The 19,410-nt window shown below is 77.7% G+C and carries 2 protein-coding genes (1 of these 2 cut by a window edge); both read left to right on the top strand.

Translation table 11 applies throughout. From position 1 onward, the window contains the following. Positions 1 to 49 precede the first annotated feature (49 nt). Complete coding sequence (locus CKY47_RS06455) at positions 50 to 12,439, top strand: non-ribosomal peptide synthetase (protein ID WP_306744727.1); 12,390 nt, start codon at positions 50 to 52, stop codon at positions 12,437 to 12,439. Then, positions 12,439 to 19,410 carry the beginning of an SDR family NAD(P)-dependent oxidoreductase gene (locus CKY47_RS06450; protein WP_306744726.1) on the top strand. The gene runs 13,419 nt beyond the window's last position, so 6,972 of the gene's 20,391 nt are visible here — the first part of the coding sequence; it begins with the start codon at positions 12,439 to 12,441; the stop codon falls past the right edge of the window. Before CKY47_RS06455 ends, CKY47_RS06450 begins: the two co-directional genes overlap by 1 nt.

Raw genomic sequence — 19,410 nt, 5'->3', positions numbered from 1 at the left:
CCGCCGGGGGTGCCGCGCTTCCCGCGCGGCACCCCCGGCGTGCTCAGTTGTGAGCAGGAATCCACGGCTCCGGTTGTTACCCTCCAGGTGGTCCACATATCCGGAGGTAACCGTGGAATCGACGCTTGCGGCACATCGCGAGAATGTCTTTTCGGTTGTCTCGGCAATTCTCGCCGAAGTGCTCCCCGCTGCCGAACCGATTCCCGGGCGAACCCTCCGGGAATGCGGGCTAGACTCGATCGCGGCCACCCGCGTGGTGCTCGAACTGCGCCGCAGGCTGGGCGCCGACGTGCCGGTGCGGTGGTTGGCCGACGCGGACCCCAGCGCCCTGGTGGACCGGCTGCTGGAGGACGCGCCGCCGGCGGAGCCCGCCCAGGCGGCTCCGGCCCCGGCGGCGTCCGCTCCGGTGGCTCCCGCCGGCCAGGCCGCGGAACCGTTCCCCCTCAGCCCCCTCCAGCAGGCGTACGTCGTCGGCCGCGACCCGGAGCTGACCGACGACCCGGTCGGCTGCCGCGTCCACCGCGAGTTCACCGTCCCCGACGCCGACTGCGACCGGCTGGTCGCCGCGTGGCACCGGCTCGTGGCGCACCACGACGCGCTGCGGCTCGTCGTCTCCGAGACGGGCACGCAGCGGGTCCTGCCCGACCACGCCGCGCCCCCCGTGCCGGTGCACGACCGGCGCGACTCCACCCCGGACGCCTTCGCCGCCCACGTGCGCGCGGTGCGCGACCGCCTGGAGGACGGCGTGCCGGGCTTCGGCGAACCGCTCGCGACGGTGGAGATCTCCCTCGACGCGGACGACACCGCGGTCGTGCACCTGGCCGTGGACGGCCTCGCGGTCGACGGCCGCGGGCTGGCCGTGCTGCTCGCCGACTGGCACCGCCTCTACACCGACCCGGCGCACGTGCCGCCCGCGTCGCCCCTGTCGCTGCGCGACTGCGCCCTCCTCCTCGCCGCCGAACGCGACCCCGCCGCCCGCGCGGCCGACCTGGCGCACTGGACCGCCCGGCTCGACCCGCTGCCGCCCGCCCCGGTGCGGGTCCGGCCCGCCGCCGGCTCGTCCGGGCGGCGCGCCCGGTTCGGCGGCGAACTCGACGCGGACCGGTGGGCCGCCCTGCGCGCCCGCGCCGACCGGCTCGGCGTCTCCCCGACGGCCCTGCTGCTGACCGCGTTCACCGAGTCGCTGACCCGGCCCGGCCCTCCCGCGCCCTGCTCGGTGGTCCTCACCACCAGCGACCGGACCCGCCTGCCCGCCGCCGCCGACCGCGTGGTCGGCGCGTTCACCTCGACGGCGGTGTTCGTGGCGCCGGCCACGACGGCCCTGCCCCTCGACGAGGCGGTGCGCGAGGTGCACGACCTGCTGTGGCGCGACCTCGACCACATCGGCACCTCCGGCGTCACCGCGCTGCGGGCGCTGCGGGGTCGCGGTCCCGCCCCCGACCTGCCCGTGGTCTTCACCAGCCTGCTGGACGCCGCGCGCGAGGGGGAGGACGGCGGCTTCGCCGACGCGGTGGTGCACGGCTCCAGCCGCACGTCCGGCGTCGCCCTCGACTGCCAGGTGTGGCCCTGGCGCGGCGGCCTGGCGTGGCGCTGGGACGTGGCCGCGGACCGGTTCGACACCGGCGACCCCGAGGTGCTCTCCGCCCGCTTCGCCACGGCGCTGGACGTGCTCGCCACCCCCGACGAGGCCGAGGTCCGCCGCCCACTCAACCAGCTCCAGCAGGCGTACTGGGTGGCGCGCGCCGCCGAGCGCACCGCCGACGACGGCTGCCAGGTCCACCACAGCTTCGAGTTCGACCACCTGGACGTCGACGCCCTGGCCCGCGAGTGGGCCCGGCTCGTCGCCCGGCACGACGCGCTGCGCTCCTGCGCCTCCCACGAGGGCGACCTGGTCGTGCTGCCGCAGGCGCCCGACCGCGCGCACATCGCCGTGGTCGACCTGCCCGCCGGCGCGGACGGCGACGCGTTCGCCGAGCGCACCGCCGCCGACATGGTCGGCGCGGCCTTCCCGCTGGGCCGCCGGCCGCAGTGGGAGCTGCGCGTGGTGCGCCGCCCCGACGGGTCCGCCACCCTGCACGCCGCCGTGGACCTGATCGTCCTCGACGGCCGCAGCATCCACCTGGTGCTGCGCGAACTCGTCGCCCGCACGGCCGGCGCGGACGCCCGGTACCTGCCCGAGCCCGCCCGCCGCGGCGCGCCCGCCCCCTCCCCGGAGGACGTCGCCGCCGCGTCCGCGCACTGGCGCGACCGCCTGGCAGGCCTCCCCGCCGGCCCCCCGACGACCCCGGCGCCGCGACGGCGGCGCACCCGGCTGTCCTCCCGGCTCACCGGGTGGGCCGCGCTGCGCGCCGAGATCGACGCGCGCGGCCTGCACCCGGACGCCGTGCTGGTCGCCGCGCTGCTGACCGCCCTGGAACCGGGCGTCGACCGCGACTTCGCGGTGCCGGTGGTGCGCTGGACCGAGGCCACCGAGGCGCTGCGCCCCGGCGAGCACACCGTGCTGAGCTGGCTCGCCCGCGGCCCGGCCGGGCGGACCGTGGCCCAGCGCGCCGCCGACAACCACGACCTGCTCGCCGCCGACCTGGCGGCGTCGGCCGCCGACGGCCTGGGCGAGCTGCGCCGGAAGGTGCTGCGGCAGCGGGACACCACCGGCTCCGGCTTCCCCGTCGTGTGGACCGGGCTGCTGGAGATGGACGACGCGGCGCTCCCGCCCGGCACGCGCGGCGGCCCGTGGCGCACCGCGACGCCCGACGTGTCGCTGGACTGCATCCCGATGGCCGAGGGCGACGTCCTGTCCTGCTGGTGGGACGCCGTGCCCGACGACTTCCCGCCCGGCGCGGTCGAGGCCGCGTTCGAGCGGTTCACCGCCCTGCTGACCGCCCTCGCGGCGGGCACCGGCTGGGACGCCCGCGCCGAGGGCGCGCCCGCCGCCCCGGACCTGGCCGCCTGGAACGACACGGCCGCGCCGTTCCCGGTGGACGCGCCCGCGCACGTCCTGGTCGAGCGGCAGGCCCGCCGCACCCCCGACGCCGTCGCCGTGCGCCACCGCACCGGCACCACCACCTACCGCGAGCTGGACCGCCGTGCCAACGGGCTCGCCCACGCGCTGCGCGCCCGGGGGGTCGGCCGCGGCACGGCGGTGGCGGTCTCGCTGTCCCGGGGACCCGACCTGGTCGCCGCCGTGCTCGGCGTGCTCAAGGCGGGGGGCTGCTACGTGCCCGTCGACCCCGCCCTGCCCGCCGCCAGGGCGGCGTCGATGCTGCGCACCAGCGGCGTCGAGGTCGTCCTCCGGGACGCCGACCCGCGCTGGGAGGCGCCCGCCGGCCTCCGTCACCTCGACGTGGCCGACGCCGACCCGGCCGACCACCCGCCCACGCCCGTCGTCGACCAGCACGACCTCGCCTACGTCATCTTCACCTCCGGCAGCACCGGCACCCCCAAGGGCGTCGCCGTGCGCCACCGGGCCCTGCTCAACCTGCTGAACTGGTGCGGGCGCACCTTCGCGTTCGGCCCGGCCGACACCGGCCTGATGGTGACCTCGCTGGGGTTCGACCTGTCCGTGTTCGACCTGTTCGGCCTGCTGGGGTGCGGCGCGTCGGTGTACGTCGCCGACGAGACCCAGCTGCGCGACCCGGCCGTGCTGCTGGACCTGCTGCGCACCGAGCCGATCACCTTCTGGAACTCCGCGCCCACCACCCTGGCCCAGGTGATGCCGCTGCTGGCGGACCTGCGCGGCGGCGACCCCGGCACCGACTCGCTCCGGCTGGTGTTCCTCAGCGGCGACTACACCCCGCTGAGCCTGCCCGACGAACTGCGGCGGGTGTTCCGCGGCGCGGAGGTCGTGAGCCTCGGCGGCGCGACCGAGGCCACGGTCTGGTCCAACTACCACCGGGTGGGCCGGGTGGACCCGGAGTGGCGCAGCATCCCGTACGGCCGCCCGATCGACAACGCGCGCTACTACGTGCTCGACGAGCGGTTGGAGCCCGCGCCCGTCGGGGTCGAGGGCGACCTCTACATCGCGGGCGAGTGCCTCGCGGTCGGCTACCTCGGGATGCCGGCCCTGACCGCCGCCCGGTTCGTCGCCGACCCGTTCTCGCCCGAGCCCGGCGGCCGGCTCTACCGCACCGGCGACCGGGCCCTGTACCGGCCCGACGGCGTGATGGTGTTCCTCGGCCGGGCCGACGGGCAGGTCAAGGTGCGCGGGTTCCGCGTCGAGCTGGGCGAGGTCGAGCACGCGCTGCGCGGCCACCCCGGCGTGAAGGACGTCGTGGTGCTCGTGCGCGCCGACCCCGGCGGCGACCGCAGGCTGGTCGCCTACGTCGTGCCCACCGGCGGCCCGGTGACCACCGCCGAGCTGCGCGCGCACGCCGCCCGCACCCTGCCCGACTACATGCTGCCCAACGCGGTGGTGCCGCTGGCCGTGTTCCCGGCCACCGCCAACGGCAAGCTGGACCGCGACGCGCTGCCCTGGCCCGCGCCCGCCGAGCCGATCGCGTCCGCCGAGCCGGCCGTGTCCGCCGAGCCCGTCGCCTCGGTGCCCGCCGTGTCCGCCTCCGCCGTCGCCGACGAGCTGCGCGGCATCCTGTCGACGCTGCTGGGCGTGGCCGAGATCGACCCGGACACCGACCTGTGGGACCAGGGCGCGACCTCGTTCACCATGATGCAGGTCTCGGGCGCGCTCCAGCGCTCGCACGGCTGCCGCGTCCCGGTCGCCGTGCTGCTCGACGACCCGACCGTGACCGCCATCGCCGCCCACGTGGCGGAGCTGACCGGCGGTCTCCCCGAACCCGGCGGGGCGGTGGCGGACCGCCTCGCCGACCCACCCCCGCCGGCCGGGCCGCCCGCCTCGGTCGACTTCTTCTCGGCCGAGGAGCGGGCCGCGTTCAAGGCCGCCGGGTGGGGCACCCGGCGGTTCGGCGAGGACGCGCGCCGCGTCGCGCTGCCGGGCCCCGTGCCGAGCGCCGAGGAGGTGCGCCGCCGGGCCAGCACCCGCGAGTTCGCCGACCGGCCGGTCGACGTCGCCGACCTCGGCGCGCTGCTGGCCCTGCTGCGCGACACCGACGTCGACGGTCGCGCCCGCAGGCTCTACCCCTCCGCCGGCGACACCTACGGCGTGCAGGTCTACGTGCGGCTGCGGCCCGGCGCCGTGACGGGCGCGGAACCCGGCCTGTACTACCACCACCCGCACGAGCACGCCCTCGTGCTCGTCACCGCCGAACCGGCCATCGACCGGTCGGTGCACTTCGTCTACAACCGACCGGTGCACGACCGGGCGGCCTTCGAGGTCTACCTGGTCGGCAGCACGCGGGCGGTGGCCCCGCTGTACGGCGAGGACGCGCGGCGCTACCTGCTGCTGGAAGCGGGCTACCTCGGCCAGCTGCTCATGCTGGGCCAGGCGGACGCCGGCCTCGGCCTGTGCCCGATCGGCGACCTCGCGTTCGACCGGGTGCGCGACGAGTTCGCCCTCGCCGAGGGCGACGAGCTGCTGCACGCCTTCCTCGGCGGACCGGCCGGGCGCGCCACCGGCGTCGCCGGCAGGCTCCCCGCGCCGCGCGCCGTCCCGACGGAGGTCGCCGTGGTCGGCGTCGCCGGCCGCTACCCGGGAGCCGACGACGTGGACGGCCTCTGGCGGCTGCTGCGTTCCGGCGCGACGGCCGTGGCCGTGCCGCCCGCCGCGCGGCGCGACGTGCTCGGCGCGGTGCCCGGCGGCTACCTCGCCGACGTCGAACCCGTCGACACCGCGCTGTTCCCGTCCGCCGGCGGTGACGCGACCGCGCTCGACCCGCAGACGCGCCTCCTGCTGCACACCGCCTGGCAGTGCCTGGAGAACGCCGGGCACACCCCCGCGTCGCTGCCCCCGCGCGTGGGCGTGTTCGTCGCCGCCATGTGGCACGACCACCAGCAGGTGGGCGCGGACCGGTGGCGCGCGGGTGACCGGGCGGTGCTGTCCTCGCTGGCCGCGGACCTGCCGAACCGCGTCTCCCACGCGTTCGGGTTCACCGGCCCGAGCGTGGCCGTCGACACCGCCTGCTCCTCCGGGCTCACCGCGGTCCACCTCGCCGCGACCTCGCTGCGGGCGGGGGAGTGCGACGCGGCCCTCGTGGCCGGCGTGAACCTGATCGGCCACCGCTACCACGCCGCCCTGCTGTCGGACCTCGGCCTGGTCGCCGAAGCGGGGTCCACGGGCGCGTTCGACGCGGCCGGTCCCGGCTGGTCCCCCGGCGAGGGCGTCGGGGTGCTGCTGCTGCGCCGCGCCGCCGACGCCGCCGACGACACCGTGCACGCCCTCGTCGAGGGCAGCGCCCTCGGCCACGCGGGGGGCGGCGGCCGGTTCGGCGCGCCCGCGGCGGACGCGTTGCGCGCCTCCGCGGCGGCGGCGCTGGAGGCGGCGGGCGTCGGCCCGGAGGACGTCGGCTACGTCGAGTGCGCGGCGGCCGGCGCGACCATCGCCGACGCGGCGGAGGTCGAGGCGCTGACCGCGCTGCTGGCCGACCGCGGCGAACCCGTGCCCGTCGGCACCGTCAAGCCCAACGTCGGCCACCTGGAGGCCGCCTCCGGCCTGGTGCAGCTCACCAAGGTGCTGCTGCAACTGCGGCACGGCGAACTCGCGCCGACCCTCCTCGCGGACGAGCCCAGCCCGCTGGTCGACTGGACCGGTTCGCCGGTCCGCCCGTGCACCGCGGTGCGCCCCTGGCCCGACGGTCCCCGCCGCGCGCTGGTCACGGCGGTCGCCGCGACCGGCTCGCACGCCCACGTCGTGCTGCGCGCCCCGGACGCGGTCCCGCCGCGCCCGGAGCCCGCGGGTCCCGCCGCCGTGCTGCTGTCGGCGGACGACGCCGCCTCGCTGCGGACCTCGGCCGCCGCCCTGCGCGACCACCTCGTCGACGCGCGACCGCGACCGGTCGACGTCGCCTACACCACGCAGTGCGGTCGGGCCGCCCGCCCGGTGCGCGCCGCGTTCGACGCCGCCGACCTCGACGCGCTGATCGCCGACCTCGACGCGTTCGCCTCGGGCGGCGCGGTCGCGGTGCGCGACGAGCGGGCCCGCCGCTGGGCCGCGGGCGAGGAGGTCGACTGGCGTCCTCTGTGGACCGTCCCGGGCCGGCGCATCGCCCTCCCCGGCAGGCGGTTCGGCCCGGGAGCGGCCGGCACGCGCCCCACCGACCCGGACGCCGCCACCGGGACCGGGGCCGACCTCGTCGAGGTCGAGCGCGCGCTGTGCGCCGCCTTCGCCGAGATCACCGGGCTGCCGCCCGAGCGGGTGGGACCGCGCACCCCCCTGGCCGACCTGGGGCTGACCTCGGCCGCGGCGGTGCGGATGACCGTGTTCGTCCGGGAGCGCTTCGGACCGGCGTCCGCCACCCTGTTCTTCGAGCACCGCGACCTCGCCGGGGTCGCGGCCGGGCTGACCGGTTCCGCCGCGCGGACGACCCGACGCCCCGAGCCGGAGCCCGCGGCCCCCCCGTTGCCGGGCGGTGCGGACGCGCAGCCGATCGCCGTCATCGGCCTCGCCGGTCGCTACCCCGGCGCCGACGACCTCGACGCGTTCTGGGCCGACCTGGTCGCCGGGCGCGACCGCGTCACACCGCTGCCCGCCGACCGGGCCCGCCCCGACTGGCCCGCCGGCTCCGTGCACGGCGGCTTCCTGGCCGACGTCGACCACTTCGACCCGCTGCTGTTCGGCATCGCGCCCCGCGAGGCCGCGTTGCTGGACCCGCAGGAGCGCCTGTTCCTGGAGGTCGCCCGGCTCACCCTGGACGACGCGGGCTACTCCGCGCGCCGGCTGCGCGACCGGCACGGCGGCAGGGTCGGGGTGTTCGTGGGCGCGATGCACAACGAGTACCCGTTCCTGGGGGTGGAGCGCTCCGCCGACGGCGAGCCCGCGTACACCGGGTCCACGCCCGGCGGCATCGCCAACCGGGTGTCCTACGCGTTCGACCTGTCCGGGCCGAGCATGACCGTCGACACGATGTGCTCGGCGTCGCTGACCGCGCTGCACCTGGCGGTGCAGAGCCTCCGCCGGGGCGAGTGCGAGGTGGCGGTCGCGGGCGGCGTCAACCTGTCCCTGCACCCCAACAAGTTCGTCCAGCAGCGGGCCATGCGGATGACCGCCGACAGCGGGCGGTGCCGCGCGTTCTCCGCCGACGGCGACGGGTTCGTGCCAGGCGAGGGCGTGGGCGCGGTGCTGCTCAAGCCGCTCGCGCACGCCGTGCGCGACGGCGACCGGGTGCACGGCGTGATCCGGGCGACGGCGGTGAACCACGGCGGCCACACCTCCGGCTACACCGTGCCCGACCCGGTCGCGCAGGGCGAGGTGGTGGCGGCGGCCCTCCGCGAGGCGGGCATCGCCCCCGACACCGTCGGCTACGTGGAGGCCCACGGCACCGGCACCTCCCTGGGCGACCCGATCGAGGTCGCGGGCCTGACCCGCGCGCTGGGCGACGGGCTCGCACCCGGCTCGGTCCCGGTGGGGTCGGTGAAGTCCAACATCGGCCACCTGGAGGCCGCCGCCGGCATCGCCGGGCTGACCAAGGTGCTCCTCCAGCTGAGGCACCGCACCCTCGTGCCGTCGCTGCACGCCGACCGCCTCAACCCCGAGGTCGACTGGGCGGCGAGCCCGCTCGCGGTGCAGCGCGAGGCCGCGCCGTGGCCCGCCCCCGGGTCCGGCCCCCGCCGCGCGGGGATCAGCGCCTTCGGCGCGGGCGGGTCGAACGCGCACGTGGTCGTGGAGGAGTTCGTCGCCGCGCCCGAGCCGCCGCGTCCCGCCCGGCCCGCCGTGGTCGTGCTGTCCGCGCGCACCGCCACCGGCCTCACCGAACAGGCCCGCCGGCTGGCCGACCACCTCCTCGCGGACAGCGCCGCGGACCCGGCGGCCCTGCGCGCCGAACTGGAGCGGATCGCGCGCGGCGAGCTGCCGCCGGGCCTGGCCTCGGCGCGCGACGCGGGCGCCTACCTGCTCGGCCTGACCGGCGGCGACGACCTCGCCGACATCGCCTTCACCCTCCAGGTCGGCCGCGACCACGGCGTGGAGCGGCTGGCGTTCGTCGCCTCGACCCGCGCCGAGGCGGGCGAACGCCTGACGCGGTTCCTCGCCGGCGACCCGACCGCCGTGCACCGCGGTCGGGTGGTCCGGGCCGACGAACGCGCCACCGCCCCGGAACTGGACCCGCGCGGCGTGTCGCCGGACCAGCTGGCCGCCCGGTGGGCCGCCGGCGAGGACGCCGACTTCGCCCTGCTGGACGACGGCGGCCACCGGCCGGTGGCTCTGCCGGGCACCGCGTTCGAACGCGTCCCGTGCCGCCTGCCGGCACGCCGGGCGTCGGTCGTCGCGCCGCCCGCGCTCCCGTCGCCGTCCGAGCGGGTCCCGGCGGGCGCGCCGGCCACCGCCGAGGTGCCGCTGTACGAGCGGACCTGGGTGCCGGCCGCGACCGCCGCGACCGCGCCGGTCACCGGGCACGTGCTGTGCCTGCACACCCCGGCCACCGCGCACCTCGCGGCACGGGTGACCGCCGCCATCGGCGGCCCCGTGACCCTCCTCGACGTCACCGGGCCCGGCGTCACCGGCGCCGACCGCGTGGTGGCGGGTGTGCTCGACCTCTGCGACCTCGACCCCGCGCCGGTCCCGAGGCACGCCCGCGTCGCCCTGCTCCAGGAGCTGCTGCGGTCCCGGACCGGCGCGCTGCGGGTGCTGCACGTGACCTCGGGGCTCGCCGACCTGCCCGGCACGTCGCCGACGACGGCGGGTGCGGAGGTCGCCGGGTTCGTCCGGGTGCTCACCGCCGAACACCCGGCGGTGCTCGCCACGACCCTCGACACCGACGCGCCGGAACGGGACGTGCCCGCCGAGTGGGTCGTCGCCGACGCGCCGGGCGAGGTCTGCGCGCGCGGCGGCGCCCGGCACCGGCCCGCGCTGACCCCGGTGGCCGAGCCCGGTCGACCGGCCGCGCCGGACCCGGACCGGGTCCACCTCGTCGTCGGCGGCACGGGCGGCCTGGGCCTCGTGGTGGCACGGCACCTCGTGCGCCGGGGCGCGCGCCGCGTCGTGCTGACGGGACGCCGGCCGGTCGCCGCCCGGGAGCTGTGGGACGCGCCGGGCCTGTCGGCGCGCGACGCCCGGATCGCGGAGGCCGTCACCGCGATGGAGGCGGCGGGCGCGACCGTGCGGCTGTGGTCCGGCGAACTGGCCGAGGTCGCGTCGGCGGTCCCGGCCCTGCGCGCCGAACTGGGTCCCGTCGGCGGGATCGCGCACTGCGCCGGGGACGCCGGCGGCCCGCCCGCGCCCCTGGGCCGGCAGGACCCGGCGGCCCTGGACCGGGCCTTCGCGGCCAAGGTGGACGGGCTGATCGAACTGCTGGACGCCTGCGCGCCGGACCGCCCCGCGTACACCGTGCTGTTCTCGTCGGTGTCGGCCGCGCTGCCCGCGCTCGGCGCCGGTGTGGCCGGCTACGCCGCGGCCAACGCGGTCCTGGACGCCGTCGCCCGCGTGCGCGGCCTCACCTCGGTCCAGTGGCCGGTGTGGCGGGACAGCGGCTCGGGCGCGTCCGGAACGGCGGCCTGCGCCGCCGCCGGCCTGCGCGCCCTCGGCGACGACGAGGCGCTGCGCTGCCTCGACCGCGCCGTGGCCACCGCGCGCCCCGTGCTCCTGCCCGCCCCGGCGGCTCCCGGCGGGTTCGACCCGGTGGCAGCGCTGCGGCACCGCGCCGGGACCGCCCCGCGCGTCGCGACGGGCGGGGCGGGCGATCACGACTGGCTCGTCCGGGTCGTGGCCGAGACGCTGGGTGCGGACGCGTCCGCGATCGACCCGGCCACGCCGTTCGCCGACCTCGGCCTGGAGTCGGTCCTGCTGGCCGAGCTGGTGGTGCGGCTGGAGGCGCGGCTGGGCCGGCCGGTGGACCCCTCGCTGGTGCTGGAGCACCCGACCGCCGACCGGCTCGCGGCCGTCCTCGGCACGCCGACGTCCCCGGCGCACCACGCGGCCCCGACCCCCGCCCCCGCCCGGGTCGCCGAGCCGGTCGCCGACGGCCGGATCGCGGTCGTCGGCATGGCGTGCCGCTTCCCCGGCGCACCGGACGTGGACTCGTTCTGGCGCAACCTGGTCGACGGCGTGGACGCGATCACCGAGGTGCCCGCCGACCGGTGGGACGTCGACGGGCTGCACCGCACCGACCACGCGCCCGGCAGCAGCATCAGCCGGTGGGGCGGGTTCATCGACGGGATCGACCGGTTCGACGCCGCCTACTTCGGCCTCGACGACGCCGCGGCCGACGCGCTCGACCCGGCGATCCGGTTGCTGCTGGAGAACGCCGTGGGCGCGCTGCGCGACGGCGGCTACCACGACGACGAGGTGCGCGGCCGGGACGTCGGCGTCTTCGTCGGCGCCCGGATGTCGAACTACCGCAGGCGCCCCGGCGCGGGCGGGCCGTCGGGCGACCAGAACTTCATCGCCGCGCACCTGGCGCACCACCTCGACCTGCACGGCCCGAACCTCGTGGTGGACAGCGCCTGCTCGTCGGCGCTCGTCGCGGTGCAGCTGGCCGTGCGCAGCCTGCTGGCGGGGGAGTCGGAGCTGGCGCTGGCCGGCGCGGTCGACGTGCTGCTCGACGAGGAGCCGTACCTGGAGTTCACCGCCGCGCGTGCGCTGTCGCCCAGCGGGCGGTGCCGCACCTTCGACGAGCGCGCCGACGGGTTCGTGCCCGGTGAGGGCTGCGGCGTGCTGCTGCTCAAGCCGCTGGCCGCGGCCCTGCGCGACGGCGACCGCGTCCGCGCGGTGATCGACGCGGTGGCCGTCAACAACGACGGCCGGACCATGGGCCTCACCACGCCCAACCCGACCGCCCAGGCGGCGGTGGTGCGCCGGGCGCTGGACGTCGCCGGCCTGTCCGCGCGGGACGTGGGCCTGGTGGAGGCGCACGGCACGGCCACCCGCATCGGCGACCCGATCGAGCTGCGCGCCCTGACCGACGCGTTCCGCGCCGACACCGACCGGACCGGGTTCTGCGCGGTCGGCAGCGTCAAGTCCGGCATCGGGCACCTGCTCAGCGCCGCGGGCGTCGCGGGCCTGGTCAAGGCCGCGCTCGCCGTCGAACGGGCCGTCGTGCCCGCCACGCTGCACTGCGAGCGGCCCAACCCGAGGTTCGACTTCGCGTCCTCACCGTTCCGGCCGGCGGCCACGACCGCGCCGTGGGAGGCCGACCGCCGGGTGGCCGGGGTCAGCGCCTTCGGCCTCGGCGGCACCAACGCCCACGCGATCGTCTCCAACCCGCCACCGCACACCCCCCGGCGGACCCCGCTGCCGCCACCGGAGTTCCGGCGGCGCAGGCACTGGATCGACCGCACGCCACCGCCACCGGCCCCGCTGGTGACGTCCCTGGCGACCCTCCGCTTCGCCGGTGGGCACAGCGCCGGTGATCACAGCGAGCACGGCGAAAGGACCCCGTGATGCACGACGGCGCCATCGACTGCCGCATCCAGTTGGCCCACGACGACTTCGTGATGGACAACCACCGGGTGCACGGCGTGTCCGTCATGCCGGGGGTGACGCTGCTCGACGCCGTGCACCGGGTGCTCGCCGGGGCCGGGTTGCCGCACACCCGCGCCGACCTGCGCGACGTGCTGTTCCCCGAGCCGATCGCCACCGAACCCGGCCGGGGTCGGGAGATCCGGGTGCTGGTGGGCGCGCCGGACGCCGCCGGCGTGCGTGCGGTGTCCGTGTCGAGCCGGTGGGAGGGCGCGGACAACCCCTGGCACACCAACCTGACCGCGCGGCTGCTGCTGGACGAGCGGGAGGCGGACGACCGGATCGACCCGGCCGCGCTGCGCGCCGGCGCGGTGCGGCGATACGAGCTGGCCGAGCTGTACGCGCGGGCCCGCGCCGAGGACATCCGGCACGGGCCCGCCATGACGTGCCGGGGAACGCTGCACGTGGGCGACGGCTACCTGCTCGCCGAGCTGGACCTCGACCCGGCCGCCGCCGGGACGGAGGAGCTGTTCCACCTGCACCCGGCCAAGATGGACGCCTCCACGATCGCCGCCTACGGGCAGACCGAGGCGGTGTCCCGGGAACCGTTCATCCCGATGTTCGTCGAGGGCTTCCGCGCGCCGCGCCCGCTGCGCGGGCGGACCTGGCTGTACGCGCCCGGCGTGGAGGTGCTGGCCGACTCCGGTGACGTGATCACCAACAGCTACGGCCTCTACGACGACGAGGGCGGGCTGTGCGCGGAGGTGCGCGGCCTGACGTGCAAGCGGATCAGGTTCCCCGGCCTGATCACCCGGCTGCTGCACGGCGGCACGAGCGCCGAACCGCCGGTCGTGGAGGCCGCCGCGCCCGGCGAGGAGGAGGGGGGCCACGCCCTGCCGCCCGGACCCGACGCCGTCCGGGCGCACCGCGCCCACCTGCGGGAGCTGATCGGCCGCGTGCTGGACCGCCCGCCCGCGGACGTGCCCGCCGACACCGGCTTCTACGACCTGGGCCTGGACTCGGTGGCGCTGCTCGACCTGGGCCGCGAGCTGGAGCGCGCGGCGGGGACGGCGCTGTACCCGACGCTGCTGTTCGAGTTCACCGATGTCGCGGGGGTGGCCGCGCACCTGGGCGGCCTGCACGGCTTCCACGCCCCGACCGCCCCGACCGCGACCGCGCCCACCCCGACCATGCCGACCGCGACCGAGCCGCCGTCCACGGCCGCGACGACCGCAGCCGGACCCGCGCCGGTCCGCGAGGTCGCCACCCGCGTCTACCGGCCCGTGTGGACGCCGCTCGCCCCCGCGCCGGAACCGGTGGGCGACGTGGTCGTGGTGCGCCTCCCCGGCGCGCGGGGCGAGGCGCTGGCCGCCGCGCTCCGCCACCGGCACGACGGCGCGCCGGTCGACGCGACCGGCCAGGACGTCGGGAACCTGCTCGCCGGCCGCGCCCGCCCCGTCGTGGTGCTCGTGATCGCCCTGGACGCCCCCGACCCGGTCGAGGCCGGCGTCGTGCTGTGGGACGCGGCGGGCGCGCTCGCGCGGACCGGCGCGACCGGTGCGGTGCACGTGGTGCACGACGGTTCGCTCGGCTCGGCGGTGGCGGGCGCGGCGCGCACGATCGCGGTCGAGTCGCCGTCCGTGCGGTGCCGCGCGGTCGAGGTCGACGACGCGCCGGCCGACGCCCTGGCCGCCCTGGTGCTCGCCGAGGCGGGGGACCGCTCCCCGGAGGTCGAGGTCCGCCACCGCGGCCCGGTGCGCTCCGCGCGCCGTCACCTGCCCGCGCCGGCGGAACCGCCGGTGCGGTCCGCGGCGGGCGGGGTCCACCTGATCACCGGCGCGGCGGGCGGTGTCGCCGGCCCGGTCGCCGAGCACCTGGCCCGCCGACCCGGCGCCTGCCTGGTCCTGGTCGGCCGCGACGCCGACGACCCGCGACTGGTCGAGCGCGCCCACCGCCTCGCCGCGCTGGGCGCGCGGGTGCTGCCCCTCGGCGCGGACCTGACCGACGCGGCGTCCACCGCGTCCGCCGTGGCCGCCGCCCGCGCCCGCTTCGGGCGGATCGACGGGGTGCTGCACCTCGCCGGCGTGACCCGCGACGGGCTGTTCGTCCGCAAGGGGCCGGGGGACCTGCGCGCCGTGGCCGAGCCGAAGCTGCTCGGGGCCGTCCACCTGGACGAGGCGATCGGCGACGCGCCCCTCGACTTCTTCGCGGTGGCGTCGTCGCTCACGGCCGCGATCGGCAACACCGGGCAGAGCGACTACGCCTACGCCAACGGCGCGCTGGAGGACTTCGCCCGCCGCCGGGCCGAGCGGTCCGACCGGGCCGGGGCGAGCGTGGCGATCGGGTGGCCCATGTGGGCCGAGGGCGGGATGCGCCTGCCCGAGGCCGCCCTGCGCCGCGTGTGGGACGTGCAGGGCACCGCGCCGATGCCCACCGCGGACGGCCTCGCCGTCCTCGACCGGCTGCTGAGCGGTCCCGACGGCGTGGCGGTCGTCGTCCACGGCGACCCGGCGCGGATCGACGACCTGGTCCCGCCGCCCGCCGAGCCGGCCCACGTCGAGCAGGCCCACGACGGCAAGGCCCGGGTGGAGTGGGCGCCGGAGGTCGTGGACGACGGCGCGATCGCGGTGATCGGGCTGGCCGGCCGCTACCCGCAGGCCCCCGACCTGGACGCGTTCTGGCGCAACCTGCTCGACGGCGTGGACAGCGTGGTCGAGGTGCCCGCCGAGCGCTGGGACCACGACGCCCACTTCGACCCGCGCCCCGGCCTCGACGGGCGCACCTACAGCCGCTGGGGTGGTTTCCTGGACGGCGTCGACCGGTTCGACCACGCCTTCTTCGGCATCTCGCGGCGCGACGCCGAGCGGATGGACCCGCAGGAACGACTCTTCCTCACGACCTGCTGGCAGGCCATGGAGGACGCGGGCCAGGTGCTGAACGGCCGCGACGTCGGCGTGTTCGCCGGGGTGACGTGGAGCCACTACCAGCTGTACCAGGACGCCGGCGTCGCGCCCGTCGCCATGCACGCCTCGGTCGCGAACCGCGTCTCCCACGTGCTGGACCTGACCGGCCCCAGCCTGTCCGTGGACACCGCGTGCTCGTCGTCGCTGACCGCCCTCCACCTGGCGGTGCAGGCGATCCGGCGCGGCGAGTGCGAACTGGCCTTCGCGGGCGGCGTCAACACCACCGTCCACCCGCAGAAGTACCTCCAACTGTCGCAGGGGCAGTTCCTGTCCCCGGACGGGCGCTGCCGCAGCTTCGGCGCGGGCGCGGCGGGCTACGTGCCGGGCGAGGGCGTCGGCGTGGTCCTGCTCAAGCCCCTGTCCCGGGCGCTGGCCGACGGCGACCACGTGCACGGCGTCATCCGCGGCACGGCGCTCAACCACACCGGTCGCACCGGTGGGTTCACCGTGCCCAGCCCCACCGCGCAGACCGCCCTGATCCGCCGCGCCCTGACCGGCGCGGGGGTGGATCCGGCGACCGTCGGCTACGTCGAGGCGCACGGCACCGGCACGTCCCTGGGCGACCCGATCGAGCTGGACGGGCTGCGCGCCGCGTTCGGGACCGACCTCCCGGCGGCCTCGGTGGCGATCGGCTCGGTCAAGTCCAACATCGGCCACCTGGAGGCGGCGGCGGGGATCGCCGGGCTCACCAAGGTGCTGCTCCAGATGAAGCACCGCACCCTCGTGCCCTCCCTGCACGCCGACGAGCCGAACCCGCACCTGAGGCTGGCCGGCTCGCCGTTCGCGGTGCAGCGGGACGCACGCCCCTGGCTGCCGGTCGGCGGCGACGTCCTGCGCGCCGGCATCAGCGCGTTCGGCGCGGGTGGCGCGAACAGCCACCTCGTCGTGGAGGAACCGCCCCGGTCGGCGGCCCCGCCGGACACCCCGGCCACCCGGCTGTTCGTGCTGTCCGCGCGGGACGACGACGCGCTGCGCCGCCGCGCGGAAGACCTCCTGCACGCGCTGGACGGCGGGCCGCGGCCGGCCGCGGACCACGTGCTCACCACGCTGCTGGACCGGATCGCGGCGCTGCTCGACGTGCCCGTCGACCGGGTCGACCCGGCGGAGCCGTTGACCGACCTGGGCTTCGACCTGCCGATGCTGCTCGAACTGGCCCGCCGCTGCGGCGACGCCCTCGGCGCGCCGCTGCCGGTCACCGCCGGACCGGGCGCGTCCCCCGCCCACCTCGCCGCCCTCGTCGCGGCGCGGTCGGGACCGCGGGGCGGCACCCGGCCGGCGCTGCGCGACATCGCCCACACCCTCGCGACGGGGCGCACCCCGTTGCGCGCCAGGCTCGCCGTGGTGGCCGCCGACGCCGACGAACTGCGCGCCGGCCTGCGCCGCCACCTCGACGGGGCCGCCCCGTCCGCCGGGTGCGCGTGGGGCACCGCCGACCCCGAGACCGCGCCCGACGCGCGGACCTGCCTCGACCTGCACCGGGCCGGCGACCTCACCGCGCTGGCCGCCGCCTGGGTGGCCGGGGCCGACGTCCCGTGGGACCGCTGCGCCGAACCGGGCGCCCGCCGCGTCCCGCTGCCCACCTACCCGTTCCGCGAGCAGGCCCACTGGGTGGGCCGGTGGCGCTCCGCGTCGCCGTCCGCCGCACCGAACCACGAGGAGAACACGGTGCCGACCTCCGCGTCCCCCGTCGAACTGCGCGTCCCCGCCGAGGGCATCGCCCTCGTCACCATGCGCGGCGGGCACAACATGTTCACCCCCGAACTGCTGGCCGCGCTGGAGGAGACCTTCGCCGAGGTCGCGGCGCGCACCGACCTGAAGGTGGTCGTGCTCACCGGCTCGGACGGTGTGTTCTGCATGGGCGGCACCCCCGAGGGGTTGGCCGACCTCGCCGACGGCAACGGCCGCTTCACCGACGCGCCGTTCGTCTACGAGGGGCTGCCGCGCTGCCCCCTGCCGGTGATCGCCGCGATGGACGGCCACGCCGCCGGCGGCGGACTGGCGTTCGGCCTGCACGCGGACGTGGTGCTGCTCGCCCGGGAAGCCGGGTACGCGGCCAACTTCCTCAAGTTCGGGTTCACCCCGGGGGTCGGGGCCACCCAGGCGCTCCAGCGCCGGTTCGGCGCGTCCACGGCGGCGGAGATGTTCTTCGGCGCGCGGACGCTGTCCGGGGCCGAGCTGGAGCGGCGGGGCGCGCACGTGGTCGTCCACGACGCGGCCGACGTGCTGCCCGCCGCGCTGGAGCTGGCGCGGTCGATCGCCGCCCAGCCGCGTGCCGCCGTCGTCGCGCTCAAGGAGGAGCTGGCCGGCCGGGTGCTGGCCGAGCTGTCCGGAGTGGTGCGCCGCGAGGTGGAGCTGCACGAGCGGGTGCTCGGGGCGGAGTCGCTGGAACGGGTGCGCGCGCACCAGGACAAGGCGGACGCCTTCCGCCGGAACGGCACCCCCGCCGCGCCCGCCCCCGCGCAGTCCGCGCCCACGCGGGCCGCACCCGTCCAGGCCGCGCCCGCGCCGGTGTACGCCGCACCGATCCCCGCCGCGCCCGTGGTCACCGCGCCGGTCGCCGCGCCGGTCGAGCGGGTGGCCGCCCCCGCCCCCGTGCCCGCCGGTCCGCCCGCGCCGGCCCGCGCCGAGGTGGTCGGGGTGATCGAGGAGTCGCTGTGCGCGCAGCTCTTCGTGGACCGCCACGAACTCGACCCCACCCGCACGTTCAACGAGCTGGGCGTGGACTCCATCGGCGCGGTCACCCTGGTCCGGGCCGTCAACGAGAGGTTCGGGCTGGACCTGGACTCCGTGACCGTCTACGACCACCCGGACGTCGCGCGGCTGACCGACCACGTCCTGGAGGTCGCCGCCCGCTCCCGCGCGCTGCTCGACGCCGCCCTGGCGCCCGGGCGGCAGCCGGCCGAGCCCGTCCAGCAGGACCGGTCCCGGGGTCCCGCGCCCGTGAGCGGAGACCGGGTCGCGTCCCACCCGCCGCAGGTCGTGCTGAGCACGCCCTCGCGACCCGCCGCCGCGCCGCTCACCCTGGCCGCGCCGCGCGGTCGCCGGGTCCGCGCCGAGCGGAGCCCCCTGGGCGGTGAGGGCGACGAGTCCGAACCCGCTCGTGCGGGCGCGCGGCCGCACCCCGACGACGCGATCGCGGTGATCGGGGTGTCCGGCCGCTTCCCGGACGCCCCCGACGTGCCGACGTTCTGGCACAACCTGCTCGCCGGGCACGACAGCGTCCGCGAGGTGCCGCGCGAGCGGTGGGACGTGGACGCGGTCTACCACCCCGACCGCCTGCGCGCGGGCACCACGAACAGCCGCTGGGCCGCGATGTTGTCCGACGTGGACCTGTTCGACGCCGCGTTCTTCCAGCTCTCGCCCGCCGAGGCCGAGCTGGTCGACCCGCAGCAGCGGCTGTTCCTGATGACCGCCTGGTCGGCGCTGGAGGACGCCGGGCAGGTCGGCGGCGGCCGGTGCGGCGTGTTCGTCGGCGCGGGCGCGGGCGACTACCTGCGGCTGGTCGAGGAGGCGGGCCGGGACGACACCGGCCAGAGCTTCCTGGGCAGCGCCGCGTCCATCCTGCCCGCCCGCATCGCCTACCACCTGAACCTGACCGGTCCGACGATCGCGGTGGACACGGCCTGCTCGTCGTCGCTGGTCGCCGTGCACCTGGCGTGCGACAGCCTGCGCGCCGGCGAGTGCGACACGGCCGTCGCGGGCGGTGTGGCCGTGATGAACACGCCCCGCATGCACGTGTGGACCGGCAAGACCGGGATGCTGTCGCCCACCGGGCGCAGCGCGCCGTTCGACGCCTCCGCCGACGGCATCGTGCTCGGCGAGGCGTGCGCCGCCGTGGTGCTCAAGCGCCTGGACCGCGCGCTCGCCGACGGCGACCGCGTCCACGCGGTCATCCGCGCCGGGGGCGTCAACGGCGACGGCCGCACCAACGGCATCACCGCCCCGAGCGCGACGTCGCAGGCGTCCCTGCTGCGCGCGGTCCACGCCCGC

The organism is Saccharothrix longispora, assembly GCF_030852425.1.
Taxonomy (GTDB): Bacteria; Actinomycetota; Actinomycetes; order Mycobacteriales; family Pseudonocardiaceae; genus Actinosynnema; species Actinosynnema longispora.
The sequence above is the reverse complement of the archived record's forward strand: the minus strand, read 5'-3'. Positions and strand labels throughout refer to the sequence as shown.